Origin of the sequence: Nitrospira sp. BLG_1 (assembly GCF_047338595.1) — a bacterium.
In the GTDB taxonomy this organism is placed as follows: Bacteria; Nitrospirota; Nitrospiria; order Nitrospirales; family Nitrospiraceae; genus Nitrospira_D.
Genome location: NZ_JBLFBO010000019.1, coordinates 1 through 12745, shown reverse-complemented (window position 1 = coordinate 12745; position 12745 = coordinate 1). Strand labels below are relative to the sequence as shown.

The window sequence follows — 12745 nt, the reverse complement described above, 5'->3', positions numbered from 1 at the left end:
ATTACTCCACGAGTGATTGTCCACGTGGTACCACCAGACACAAATCACGCACCGCATTCAGAATCTCATCTGCCAACCGCCGCTTGGGCATCAGACCGAACGCTCTCTGCTCTCCTGTGGCTGAGAGAATTGTCGCCGCATTGTCATCACTGCCGAACCCGCCACCTGCGTGCGTCACATCATTGGCGACAATCAGATCCAATCCCTTTGCTCTCAGCTTGTCCTTGGCATGGGAGAGCAGCTGTTCTGTTTCTGCGGCAAACCCGACAACAACCTGTGATGTGCGCCTTGCGGAGAGCATCGCAAGAATGTCCGGCGTCGCTTCGAGCGCAAACTCAATCGCAACTTTGCCCTGTTTTTTCAGCTTCCCTGAAGCTGGCACCCGTGGACGAAAATCGGCAACGGCAGCCGCCATGATCAGGACTGTGCAGGAAGAAAAGTGCCGAGACAAGGCATCGGCCATCTCACTCGCGGTATTCACGTGAACAGTCGTGACCCCCGACGGAGGCGTCAATGCGGAAGGTCCCGTGACCAATACCACGTCCCCACCCCGTGCACAGACCGCTTCTGCAATGGCATACCCCATTTTCCCGGATGACCGGTTGGAAAGAAATCGCACCGGATCAAGTGGCTCCTGGGTCGGTCCGGCGGACACCAATACCCGCTGACCTCGCCAATCTCGCTGAGGCAGTAAGGCAGCATGAACTGCGTCCAGAATTGTCCCCTCTGCGGGGAACCTTCCCTGTGCGATCCGACCAGATGCAAGTGGGCCCACTTCCGGATCAAGCACGACCACTCCACGCGCTCGGAGCGCATCCACATGTTGCGTAACTGTGGGATGAGTCCACATCTCCCCGTCCATCGCGGGAGCAACAATGACAGGGCAGCGAACATTCAGCAGCATCGTGCTCAAGACATCATCGGCAAGGCCAAGCGCCGCCTTCGCCAGAAAATGCGCGGTCGCCGGGGCTACAAGAACCGCATCGGCACCCTCGGCCATGGTCAGATGCGGCATGGTTTCAGGAGACTCAAAGAGATCGGTGACCACACGATGACCCGAGAGCACTTCAAACGTCAGAGGCGTGATAAACTTTGTCGCTCCCCGTGTCATGAGAACCGATACGGTCGCCCCTTGCTCCCTCAACGCGCGAAGCACGCCGACAGCCTTATAGGCGGCAATACTCCCCGTCACCCCGAGTACGAGGTGTTTGCCACCAAGAGTCCCGGCGGCCCTCGCTTCGTCCACCATTCTACTCCTCGGTTGGGACGACCGCCGGCTGAGCCGTATCATCTACATATACACTCAGCTCTTTCTTGATCTCTTTGGCATCTTCTCCGGTCATCATCGCAATACGCTCGGTTTCGCCCTCTTTCCCGCGCTTGGCTTCCTTCATTGCATCGCGCGCTTCCTTGCCCATCAAATACTTCACTTGCCCTTTCAAGACCTCATCAAGCGCAACCGTCGTTTCTTTTGTAAACCGGGAGGGTCCCCCAGGCCTGGCGCCCTGGGTCAAATGTTTGGCCCTCTGGGAAGCGACAATTACCAATCGGTGTCTGGAGTCGAATTCGTTGGACGTGTACTGCGGCAACAAGTTCAGCATGTCGATCATAGTATGACTCGCTCCCTCTGCGATAAAATGTGAGTAAAGACTCTCACCCTGCCGGTGCTGCATTGCACTCGCCGGTAAAGTTCCGCTCAAGCCACTGCAAGTCCATCCGCTGGGACTTCAGACGTTCCGCCTGAAAAATGCTCTGTAACTCACGAAGAGACCGTTCAAATTCATCATTTCGAAGAATGTAGGAGTATTCACCAACACACCGGACTTCGTCCTTCACCTTGCAGAGTCGGCGCAGGATTTCCTCCTGAGAGTCCGACGCTCGGTTCTGCAGTCTGGCACGGAGAATCTCCATGGATGGCGGTAGGATGAAGATGGACACCGCATCGACAAACTGCTTCTTGATCTGGAGAGCGCCCTGAACATCAATTTCAAGCAACACATCAACACCCTGTTGAATCTTGTCGAGAAGGGGGCCCCGAGGAGTTCCGTACCAGTGGTCATGGACATAGGCATATTCCAAGAATTCATCACGTCTCACCATATCGTGAAACACTTGTTCCTCGATGAAGAAATACTCTCGTCCGTGTTCCTCCCCCGGACGAGGCTTTCTGGTTGTCGCGGATATGGAATGCCACACTCCGGATATCGAGGCCACAATCTGTTTACACAACGTTGTCTTTCCAGCGCCTGAAGGGGCTGAAACGATAAACAGAATCCCCCGACGCGTGGGATCAGGTTGCTGCTCCGGCAGGCTGGAAGCCAGATGGGATGTGGTCGATGGACTACTCATTCGACGTTCTGTACCTGCTCACGCAAACGTTCCATTTCTGCTTTCATTCGAACCACCTCTGCGGCAATCGCAGAATCGTTCGCCTTCGAGCCAATGGTATTCACTTCACGCCCCATCTCCTGCAGAAGAAAGTCAAGAGTCTTCCCGACAGGCTCACTCTGCTGAACAGCCTGTTCAAACTGTACCATATGCGCATCCAGTCTGACCAATTCTTCCGTAATGTCACACCGATCGGCGTAGATGGCCAGCTCCTGGTTGAGTCGCGGGAGATCCGGAATGGTCTCTCCCAGCAGCTTCTCTACACGCAGCTTCATCCGATCAAATGCTTCCTGTGTCACGGATGAGGCACGGCCGGCGATCACCGTCTTGCCGGTCCGTACGCAAGCCAAGCGACAAAGAATATCCTTCTCCAACAGACCACCCTCCTTTTTCCGCATGGTGGCCATATCACGGACCGCTTTCGCTCCTAACTGCTCGACTAGCTTAAAGAGCTTGGGATCATCAGTTGACTGTTCTGAAAGCACAATGACATCACGAAACCCAGCCATCGTGGCGATGTCAATCGATCCTTTCAGCTTCAACGTACGTTGGAGAGCTCGAAGCGTATGATGGTAGTGCTTGGCTAAGCTCTCGTCAAGTTGAGGCACTCGCCCATTCCCCCGTGCTCCCTGGAGCACCACCGTAAGATCAACGCGTCCACGAGCACAATGCTTCTGGACGGATTTCTTCAGTATTTCTTCCATCCCTCCCATTGATTTCGGCAGGCGGATGGATGTTTCCAAAAACCGATGGTTGACTGATCGCACCTCGATCGTGACGGTCGTTTCCGCATACGTTCCCTGGCGTCGACCAAAACCGGTCATACTCGTGATCATCTGGTTAATTTTCCTTCCCACTCGCACACATCCGAGATCGGACAGGCACGACAACGGGGCTTCCGCGCAAGACACACGTATCGTCCATGCAGCAACAGGCGCTGAGAAATATCTGTCCACTCAACTTGTGGGTAGATCGCCTGAAGATCACGCTCAATCTGTTCAGGACTTTGCGAACGACTCAAATCCAAGCGGTTCGCCATACGCTTCACATGGGTATCGACAACGACTCCCGGTTTCCCAAACACTCCTCCGAGAAGTACATTCGCTGTCTTTCGTCCAACACCGGGGATGGACGTCAGTTCGTCCATCGTATTCGGTACGTGGCCACCAAAGCGGTTCGACACAGCCTGCGCACAGCCGACCAAGTTCTTTGCCTTGCTCTTGTAGAAACCCGTTGGTTTGATCAGCGCCTCCAGATCGACCGTCTCCGACTTCGCCAGAGACTGTGGAGTCGGATATCGTTGGAATAATGCCGGTGTCACTTGATTCACTCGCTGGTCCGTACATTGTGCCGAAAGAATCGTGGCAACCAAGAGCTCCCAGGGAGAACGGTGTGCTAACTCTATCCTCACCTCCGGTATGGCTTGACGTAGCTGTACGGCAATTTTTTCTGCACGGCGAGACGAAGAGCCTGTCTTTCTGCGATTGGTTGGTATCATAAACGCCTAATTGTGCAGCGCTTACTCGTAAGTTGCAAGGGCAACCGCATCATCGCCCTGAGGCATGTCCGCCGTTTGACCATCGACAGGCATCAAGGCTTTCACGTGCAACTCCAGTCGAGCAAGCAGAGGACGCAGCGTGGTGGGCTGAAGTGCAGAAATCCCGATGGCGTCATACCGTTGGCAGAGCCGTTCAACTTGTTGAGGAGAAACCCGGTCACATTTGTTGAATACGAGCACTCTCGGAATCGCCGTCAGCTGCAGCTCGGCCAGGATGGTTTCTACAGCAGTGATCTGCACGTCAATATCGACAGCGCTGACATCGACGACATGGAGCAGGAGATCCGCCTCACGAAGCTCATCCAGCGTCGTCCGAAACGCGCCGACCAATTCCTGCGGAAGATCGCGAATAAAGCCCACGGTGTCCGTAATGATGACTTCCCGGTCTTCGGGAAATCGCAACCGTCGGCTTGTGGTATCAAGTGTTTCAAACAGGCGGTTTTGAGCTGAAACCTGGCTCTTGGTCAAGACATTGAGTAGAGTAGACTTCCCAGCATTGGTATACCCGACCAGCGAGATCACAGGAAGTCCGAATCGCCCTCGTCGGGATCGTCGCCGGTCTTGGTGCCGCGCGAACCTCGCCAATTCCCGCTCCAAATGCGTGATCCGCTCACGAACTCGTCGTCGATCCGTCTCAAGTTTTGATTCACCTGGCCCCCGCGTCCCGATGCCTCCTCCTAAACGCGACAACTGCGTTCCCCGCCCGGACAATCGCGGCAACAGATAGCGGAGCTGTGCCAATTCGACCTGAATTTTCCCTTCACGGCTATGTGCACGACGGGCAAAAATATCCAGAATCAGCTGCGTACGATCAATAACCTTGATGTCCGTCATTTCTGAAATGGCGCGGAGTTGGGCCGGCGAGAGTGTCTGGTCAAAGATGACCATGTCAGCCCCACGGTGAAGCGTCTGAATCAACACGTCTTTCATTTTACCGCTTCCCAGCAGATAACGCTGATGTCCATCCGATGTTCGTTGGGCCATGCGATCGATCACCGTCACATCAGACGACGCTGCCAACTCCGCCAATTCAGTCAAACGTTCCTCCTGCTCCGCTCGGCTTTGTGCAGACGCACTCACAAGGATTGCTGACTCCTTTCCCTGTGCAACCGAGTACTGCGCAGCAGCCTGCTGAAGTTCCGTTTCGAGATCCTGAATAAACTCGTCAAACACAACCTTGAGACTATGAAAGGGGATCGACGGCCAGACCTTGAATAATTGGCCGGTAGCATTGGAAGGCAGCAAATTCGCCAGATACATGTGCCCCAGCTGCCCATCATCGGCGACACTAATGACGCCAATGAGATCGAGTCGCAAGAAAGCGAGGTCGGTGAGCACTTCCTGGTTCAGCGGCTGATCATGCAATTGCGTCCGAATAAATCGCAAACCACGAAGAGCCCGACTGCCGGCACGGAACAAGGCGAGCGTCACAGGAGCGAGCGTCAACTCCGTTCCCACGATGACTTCCTGAACCTGTCCCCGCCTGGTCAGCAGCACACCGATCGGTCGACGGAGTTCACGCGTAAGTTGGCCCAGCACCTTGGCCAGATCCGGAGACATGATCGTGTCACTCATCACGCGACGACGGTAGAGTCGTTCGAGCGCGACGAGCTGGCTCGCACGAAGCCCGGCAATATGACCACGGATATCAGAAATGGTTCTTCTCCTTCTACTTCGGGAAACCCGCAGTCACCGAACTCGTCTCACTCAGAATCATTGCACCATCCATCGGATAAATGTCCAGATCAGAAGCACAGGGCTCTCTACGCATCAGTCGCTCACGCCCCGCCGATGCAATCATGGCTGCATTGTCCGTACAGAACTCCATCGGAGGAAGCGACAGTCGGAACTGCCCATGCCCCGCTCGTTCGTTCAACACCGCACGTAGCCTCGAGTTCGCTGATACACCACCTACCACCGCAAGCGCAGATAACCTCGATTGCTTCAAGGCCGCCAAGGACTTCGTCACCAGCACCTCTACGATGGCCTCCTGATACCCAGCCGCAAAATCAGCGATCTGTTCCGGCCTGAGCGGAACGGCCATTCTCCGTAACTTATACAGCAATGACGTCTTGAGACCACTGAAGCTAAACTCAAGACTATCCCTACCCCCATGAAACCGTGGGAACGGAATGGCCAGTCGATCTCCTGTCAGAGCAACTCGGTCAATCGCCGGCCCTCCAGGATAGCCTAGGCCAAGCATCTGAGCCCCCTTATCAAACGCTTCGCCCGCAGCATCATCACGAGTGCGCCCGAGCAGAATACACTCCCCATTTGTCTCACGACGATAAAGATGCGTGTGTCCTCCGGAGACAACCAGAACAATGCAAGGAAGGGGAAAGGTCGGATCGGCTAACCATGCAGAAGCAATATGGCCCTGCAAATGATCGACCCCCATAAGAGGAATGCCGAGTCCGTAGCTCAAGGCTTTGGCATAGTTCACCCCGACAAGTAACGCCCCTGCCAATCCCGGCCCTTGAGTGACCGCCAGAGCCTGAAGCTGACGCTTCTCAATCTGAGCTTGCTCCAACGCGCACATGACAACCAAATCAATCTTTCCAAGATGGGCTCGAGCTGCCAATTCGGGAACCACCCCGCCGAATTTTTCATGGACGGAGTGCTGCGACGCCACCACATTGGAAAGCACCGCTCCACTGGAACCAAGAACCGCAGCGGCGGTTTCATCACACGAAGATTCAATACCGAGGATCGGCCCCGATTTCCAGACCATCTAGTTAGGATCTTCCTGTACTGAAGTACCAACGGTCGCCATGTGCTGACGAGATCACCCAAGCCCGTTGAAACAAAACGGCCTCTGTAGCCAGATGCTACAGAGGCCATGTCCATCGTATTGAATCGCTGAACAACCAAAGAACGGCACTACACCCCAGCCATGGCCTCCTGCTCAATAAAGGCCGGAGCCCCATCCCGCAAGACCACCTTTACCTTACGGCTTTCCTTAAACCGCCCCCGGATCAATTCGTCAGAAAGGGGATCACCGATGGCGCGTTGGATGGCCCTCCGCATCGGTCGCGCCCCATAGAGCGGCTCATAGCCTTCTTTAATAAGCCATTGCTTGACTTCATCATCAACCTCGATCTCGATTCCTTTGTCGACCAGCCTCAGATTCAACTCATGGAGAAGGATGTCCAAGATATTGTAGAGCTGTTCTTTCTCGAGCTGATGGAAAATAACGATTTCATCAATACGATTCAAAAACTCTGGACTAAATGACTTGCGAAGCTCTCCAAGCACCTCTTCCTTTTTCCGACGTGCGGCTTCCCCTTCCGTACTCTGGAACCCCAGCGACACACCCTTCTGGATCATCTTTGTCCCAATGTTGGACGTCATAATGACCACAGTATTCTTAAAATCAACTTTTCGGCCGAGGCTGTCAGTCAGGACTCCGTCATCTAACACTTGGAGCAGCACATTGAACACGTCAGGATGCGCTTTCTCGATTTCGTCAAACAGGACGACGGAGTACGGCCGACGGCGAACCTTTTCCGTCAGCTGGCCTCCCTCTTCATACCCGACATAGCCCGGAGGGGCCCCGAAAAGCCGAGAGCTGGTGAATTTCTCCTGGTATTCTGACATATCAACGCGAATCAACGCATCTTCGCTGTTGAACAGAAATTCCGCCAGAGTCCTGGCAAGTTCTGTTTTTCCAACCCCTGTCGGCCCAAGAAAAATGAACGAGCCAATTGGTTTTTTCGTCTCTTTCAAACCGGCTCGAGATCGGCGAATGGCTCTGGCAACGGCTGAGATCGCCTCGTTTTGGCCAACCACCCTCTTGTGAAGGAATTCTTCCATTCTCAGGAGCTTATTCGATTCTTCCTCTTCCAGCTTGAAGAGCGGAATACCCGTCATTTTTGAGACAACGTAGGCGACATCTTCCTTCCCAATCACAGGCTTGTTTTTCTCTTGGTTCTTTTTCCACTCTCGTTTGGATTCATCGAGTAGCTTGCGTAACCGCTCTTCTTCTTCACGATGCCGAACCGCTTCCTCAAAATTCTGCGTAGAAATAGAGAGCTCTTTCTCGCGAGAAACTTTCTTCAGTTCTTGCTCCATAGCCTTCAATTCTGAAGGAAGCGCATACGTCTGCAGCTTGGCGCGTGAGCCGGTTTCATCAATCAAGTCAATCGCCTTGTCCGGCAAAAACCGATCAGTGATGTACCGATCGGACAACTTGACGGCCTCCACGATCGCATCCTCCGTGATCTCCACCCCATGGTGTTCTTCATAGCGATCTCGAAGCCCTTGAATAATGCGGACGGTTTCATCCATGTTCGGCGGCTGGACATAAATCGGTTGAAACCTCCGCTTCAATGCCCCGTCTTTTTCGATATGCTTCCGGTATTCATCTAACGTGGTCGCACCGATACACTGAATTTCTCCTCGCGAGAGCGCCGGTTTCAGCATGTTCGATGCATCAATGGATCCCTCAGCCGCTCCAGCACCCACCAGTGTATGTAGCTCGTCGATGAATATAATGATATTACCGGCTTGAACAATTTCCTTCATCACAACCTTGAGACGCTCTTCAAACTGTCCACGATACTTCGTCCCCGCAACAAGAGACCCTAGATCCAATGCGATGACTCGACGCGAAAGCAGGTTATCCGGCACCTCAGACTGGATGATCCGTTGGGCAAGCCCTTCGACAATGGCTGTTTTCCCGACACCCGACTCCCCAATGAGCACCGGATTGTTCTTGCTTCGCCGGCTGAGAATCTGCAAGACCCGCTCGATTTCGTCAGCCCGACCAATCACGGGATCCAATTGACCTTCCTGCGCCAATTGAGTCAGGTCACGGCCAAACTCATCCAACGCGGGAGTATTGCTCTTCCGATCGCGCTCACGAGGCGCAGACTTCCGCAAAAACGTCACGGTTAACTGACGCGCGGTCAATAGATTCGCCCCTAGACTTCGAAGGATTTTCCCACCGATCCCTTCCTCTTCACGTAACAGTCCGAGGAGCAGATGCTCACTCCCGATGTGGTTATGGCCCAATAACCGAGCCTCCTCCACCCCATATTCAATTACCTTCTTGACCCGTGGGCTAAAGGGGATCTCCCCAAACGTCATCGTCGTCCCCCCACCGGGCAAGTTTCGTTCGATTTCCAATCGGATCTGTTCAGTCGACAACCCCATCTTCTTCAGGATCATGAGAGCAATCCCGTCGGACTCACGAAGGATCGCCAAGACCAAATGTTCGGTACCTAGATAGTCGTTCTGATGCCGCTCAGCCTCCTCACGCGCAAGGATGATGATCTTCCGACCCTTATCCGTAAATCGTTCGAACATCCTGCCTCCTTCTCGGTGAGTGGAACCCCGGCCGCATTCAAGCAAACCCTTGAAAAACCTTGCTCTGATTCTAACCACAGTATGTTTGAGAGTCAAGATTGAGTCGAGAACGAGACTAGTCCATACGGTCCTGACTTATGAATTCCACGTCCTTCCGTGTGAGCACACTTCAGGAATGCTCGATTGCCCCACAGATATCGCTTCAATTATACGCATCTCTTTCTGTTATTATATGGCTTATTCGCCCGTTGCGAAATGCACGCTGGCAGAGTGAAGACGCGGGTCAAGGAATCCTCTATCGACAATATGGAACGTCCAACAGCCTTTCCGTTGACACAAAATTACGCATCCCGATACAATTACCGTTCCTATCCGCCCACCATCATGCTTGGCATTCATGAAAAGTAAGAGTATTGGGATTCTGACGAAGCCAAAGTTCCCCGAAGTAAAGACTACGCTGCTCGGCGTAGTCGCCTGGCTTCGTGAGCATCACATCGACGTCTTACTCGACACGACCTCCGCATTGTTGTTGAACGAACCCGGAGGAATCCCTAAAACTCAACTTGCTCAAAAGGCCGATGTTTTACTGGTACTGGGAGGGGACGGAACCATTCTCAGCGCGGCGCGACTTTCAGCTGAACGAAGCATTCCAATTCTGGGAGTCAACATGGGAGGACTTGGATTCCTGACGGAGGTCCGACTCGACAACCTCTATCCATCCCTGGAACGAGTCTTCGCCAACGATTTCGCCCTTGATGAACGGCTGATGCTTGCCACACATATCCACCGGCATGGAGAAACGGTCGCGCAAGGCGTCGTGCTCAACGATGTGGTCATCAGCAAAGGCACCTTGGCTCGCATGATTGAACTGCACGTTGCAATTGGAGGCCAATTCGTGACGAATCTTCGGGGAGATGGCCTCATCATCGGAACGCCCACAGGCTCTACCGCTTATTCACTCTCCGCCGGGGGCCCGATCATGAATCCCGGTCTCCAAGCGCTCATCCTGACACCAATCTGTCCGCACACCTTGACTCATCGACCCTTGATCGTGCCCAGTAATGCCGTCATTGAAGTGACACTGACCAGTAAAGATGATGGATCAATGGCAACGTTAGATGGACAAGTCGGCGTGGCCATGACACAGGGCGACACCGCCGTCATCCAAGCTTCAGAGAGCCGGACTCGGCTCATCAGATTTCCTGAAAGCCACTATTATGAAGTGTTACGGGAAAAGTTAAAGTGGGGACATAGTTAATGACGGGAGCGCGGTCTGCCGGTTTCAGCGACTTGTCTGTTCGATATATTTCAGCATGTCCTGATTCGCCGAAAACTTGAACTCACCGATACAGTCGGTCTTCTCGGAGAATGTACGTTCGGCCACATCCAGAGCCCGCAGTCCATTCACATCAACCGGTCGACTCTGTCGTTGCTTTAACCGCGTGTGCAGACGGTCCAGGACGTTATTCACGCCTCCCCCGCCGGTCTTCGTGCCCAAGTACCGTTCAACCACCTCGGCGCACCAGTCGCCATCGCGTTTCGCAACACCAACGAGGCCTTCACTGGCTTTTCGAGCCCAACCCGCTAAGAAGACCCCCTCCATCACCTTGCCGGTCGATTCATCATACGCCTGGAACAGAGCATCATCAGGATCATTCCCGGTCTTGTTCGGATTGGTGGTAAACACTCCATTCTTATAGGGGAGCCCGACTGTCTCATCGACCCGATCACCAACAGCAAACACCACTGAATCACAAGGGAACTCGTAATACTCTTTCAGGCCGACAGCGACCGTATCCTCTCCCTTGGGATCGAGCCGATTGTCTTCCATTTCGAGTCCGCGCACGCGATTGTTGGAATCAATGAGAATCCGTTTCGGAGAGGCAAGGAAACGAAAACCCATCTTTGTCTCAGACATTTTTGGTTCGCACTTGGTAAACTCGTCGGTAAATGCCTTCAAGACTTCCTCAGGGTTCTGTCCGACCTTGGTGAGGCGGTCCTTGATACGGGCAAACTCAGCGTTGATCCCCTCAAGATCCATGTTGGCACAGATACTCCGAATCTCCTTGGGATTGTATTTTCGTTCAACCGGTCCACGTCGCACGATCGCCGTAACCCGTTCGACCTGTTTATAGCGGGTTAACCAGTGGGCAATATCCACCATCACGTCACCAGCCCCGATCACCGCAACGTGCTTTCCCATGTCAAAGGGGCGATCCCCAAATCCTGGAAGCCGATTGAAGTGATAGACGACGTCTTTTGCGTGAAACACGCCTTGTGCAGAATCCCCTTCCACACCAATGGCTTTGGTTCCCTGAGCACCGATGGTAAAGACAACCGCGCTCGCCCCTAGCCCACACACCTCTTCAACTGTGAGATCCTTTCCTTTCCCAATCGTGACGTTCCCTAAATAATGGACGTTCTTCTGTTGAAGGAGCTCCCAGTACTGTTTTTTAAGACCCCCGCGAAGCTTCAACTTGGATGGGAAGATCCCATATTCTGCCAACCCACCGAATTTAATATCACGGTTTAGAATGATGACCTCGTGCCCGACTTTTGAGAGAGCAGCCGCCACTGCCATACCAGCTGGCCCTGCCCCTGCCACGATGACAACATGTGCCTGCGATCCGCTCATATTCACTCGTCCTTCGATATACGTAGAAAAGCCTTGATTATCAACGATCCGCGGACTGTAACATAGCGATTCCTGCACTGTCAAAACGGGTGGCGCATTGATGACTCAAAGGAACCGCCGCCCATGGCTCCTACTTGCACAGTTCTCACCTGTCGTCTACAATCCACCGGCTTCTACGGAGAAGCGCTGCGAGTCACAGGCACGATCCGTTTCGGTCTTGCTTCCCACGGTATCCAGGATCTCCGGTGCCTCTCTCATTCAGGATAGGCAGATCCATCACAACCCGTGAGACTCGACAAGGCTCTTCATGCCCTCACACCCGACGGCTGCTCCATCAGACACTGGCCCCCAACCGACTTCTATTCACTTCCATCCGGCTTGCATGGATGGTCAGCCTTTCTCTCCCAGGCAGTTGCGCCCGGACGAAGCCTATCTCGTACCGGACTTTGATCAGGCAGAAGTACTTATTGCTCAAGGCATCAATAGCGCTCGCGTGGCAGTGAGTGCTCATCGTACGGAATACTCTCAGGTGGCGGGAGAACTGCAGCTCGTGCCGACCTCACCATTCACATTTGACGAATCCATCGTTGTGGTCCTTCCGACCTATAATGAACGTGCCAATCTGGAGGCATTGGTTACGGCAATTGGCCGATATCTCGTCACCGATATTCTGATTGTGGACGACAACTCACCGGATGGGACCGGCGATCTGGCTGATCAGCTCAGCACCGGCTCCCCTCATATCCATGTGCTCCATCGGTCCAAAAAGGAAGGGCTCGGACCGGCCTACATCGCGGGCTTTCAGTGGGCCCTCCAGCGACCGTATGATCGAATCATTGAGATGGATTGCGACTTCA

The 12745-nt window shown here is 53.7% G+C and carries 11 protein-coding genes; 2 read left to right on the top strand and 9 right to left on the bottom strand.

Going from position 1 to position 12745, the window contains the following annotated elements; translation table 11 throughout:
• Position 1 precedes the first annotated feature (1 nt).
• From coaBC to ACMTNU_RS13680, 8 genes are all read right to left on the bottom strand, one after another.
• Complete coding sequence (coaBC, locus tag ACMTNU_RS13715; protein WP_413935823.1) at positions 2 to 1249, bottom strand: bifunctional phosphopantothenoylcysteine decarboxylase/phosphopantothenate--cysteine ligase CoaBC; 1248 nt, start codon at positions 1247 to 1249, stop codon at positions 2 to 4.
• A 1-nt stretch (position 1250) separates the two neighbouring features.
• Positions 1251 to 1610 (bottom strand): DNA-directed RNA polymerase subunit omega, encoded by a 360-nt coding sequence (locus ACMTNU_RS13710; protein WP_413935822.1) that lies wholly within the window; start codon positions 1608 to 1610, stop codon positions 1251 to 1253.
• 43 nt (positions 1611 to 1653) lie between these two features.
• Complete coding sequence (gene gmk / locus ACMTNU_RS13705; RefSeq protein ID WP_413935821.1) at positions 1654 to 2349, bottom strand: guanylate kinase; 696 nt, start codon at positions 2347 to 2349, stop codon at positions 1654 to 1656.
• A complete protein-coding gene (locus tag ACMTNU_RS13700) occupies positions 2346 to 3224 on the bottom strand; it encodes a YicC/YloC family endoribonuclease (RefSeq protein ID WP_413935820.1) in 879 nt (292 codons plus the stop codon). The genes gmk and ACMTNU_RS13700 overlap by 4 nt, the downstream gene beginning before the upstream one ends.
• Entirely contained in the window at positions 3221 to 3886 is a 666-nt protein-coding gene (gene nth, locus ACMTNU_RS13695) for an endonuclease III (protein WP_413935819.1), read from the bottom strand. The genes ACMTNU_RS13700 and nth overlap by 4 nt, the downstream gene beginning before the upstream one ends.
• Positions 3887 to 3907: 21 nt before the next feature.
• Entirely contained in the window at positions 3908 to 5506 is a 1599-nt protein-coding gene (hflX, locus tag ACMTNU_RS13690) for a GTPase HflX (RefSeq protein WP_413935818.1), read from the bottom strand.
• A gap of 109 nt (positions 5507 to 5615) precedes the next feature.
• Entirely contained in the window at positions 5616 to 6677 is a 1062-nt protein-coding gene (gene tsaD, locus ACMTNU_RS13685; protein ID WP_413935817.1) for a tRNA (adenosine(37)-N6)-threonylcarbamoyltransferase complex transferase subunit TsaD, read from the bottom strand.
• A gap of 149 nt (positions 6678 to 6826) precedes the next feature.
• A complete protein-coding gene (locus ACMTNU_RS13680; protein WP_413935816.1) occupies positions 6827 to 9253 on the bottom strand; it encodes an ATP-dependent Clp protease ATP-binding subunit in 2427 nt (808 codons plus the stop codon).
• A 397-nt stretch (positions 9254 to 9650) separates the two neighbouring features.
• Here ACMTNU_RS13680 and ACMTNU_RS13675 point away from each other — a divergent pair, with 397 nt between their 5' ends.
• Positions 9651 to 10511, top strand: a complete 861-nt coding sequence (locus ACMTNU_RS13675; RefSeq protein ID WP_413935815.1) for an NAD(+)/NADH kinase — start codon at positions 9651 to 9653, stop codon at positions 10509 to 10511.
• A 24-nt stretch (positions 10512 to 10535) separates the two neighbouring features.
• Here ACMTNU_RS13675 and ACMTNU_RS13670 read toward each other — a convergent pair whose 3' ends face one another.
• Entirely contained in the window at positions 10536 to 11888 is a 1353-nt protein-coding gene (locus ACMTNU_RS13670; protein WP_413935814.1) for an FAD-dependent oxidoreductase, read from the bottom strand.
• 307 nt (positions 11889 to 12195) lie between these two features.
• Here ACMTNU_RS13670 and ACMTNU_RS13665 point away from each other — a divergent pair.
• Positions 12196 to 12745 (top strand): glycosyltransferase (locus ACMTNU_RS13665; RefSeq protein WP_413935813.1); only part of this gene is annotated, 550 nt, incomplete at its 3' end.

Bases quoted from the DNA above. Each gene is read 5' to 3' on its own strand.
- ACMTNU_RS13675 (WP_413935815.1), top strand. From the start codon at position 9,651: ATGAAAAGTAAGAGTATTGGGATTCTGACGAAGCCAAAGTTCCCCGAA.
- ACMTNU_RS13710 (WP_413935822.1), bottom strand. From the start codon at position 1,610: ATGATCGACATGCTGAACTTGTTGCCGCAGTACACGTCCAACGAATTC.
- ACMTNU_RS13680 (WP_413935816.1), bottom strand. From the start codon at position 9,253: ATGTTCGAACGATTTACGGATAAGGGTCGGAAGATCATCATCCTTGCG.
- ACMTNU_RS13670 (WP_413935814.1), bottom strand. From the start codon at position 11,888: ATGAGCGGATCGCAGGCACATGTTGTCATCGTGGCAGGGGCAGGGCCA.
- tsaD (WP_413935817.1), bottom strand. From the start codon at position 6,677: ATGGTCTGGAAATCGGGGCCGATCCTCGGTATTGAATCTTCGTGTGAT.
- ACMTNU_RS13700 (WP_413935820.1), bottom strand. From the start codon at position 3,224: ATGATCACGAGTATGACCGGTTTTGGTCGACGCCAGGGAACGTATGCG.
- hflX (WP_413935818.1), bottom strand. From the start codon at position 5,506: ATGTCTCCGGATCTGGCCAAGGTGCTGGGCCAACTTACGCGTGAACTC.
- coaBC (WP_413935823.1), bottom strand. From the start codon at position 1,249: ATGGTGGACGAAGCGAGGGCCGCCGGGACTCTTGGTGGCAAACACCTC.
- gmk (WP_413935821.1), bottom strand. From the start codon at position 2,349: ATGAGTAGTCCATCGACCACATCCCATCTGGCTTCCAGCCTGCCGGAG.
- nth (WP_413935819.1), bottom strand. From the start codon at position 3,886: ATGATACCAACCAATCGCAGAAAGACAGGCTCTTCGTCTCGCCGTGCA.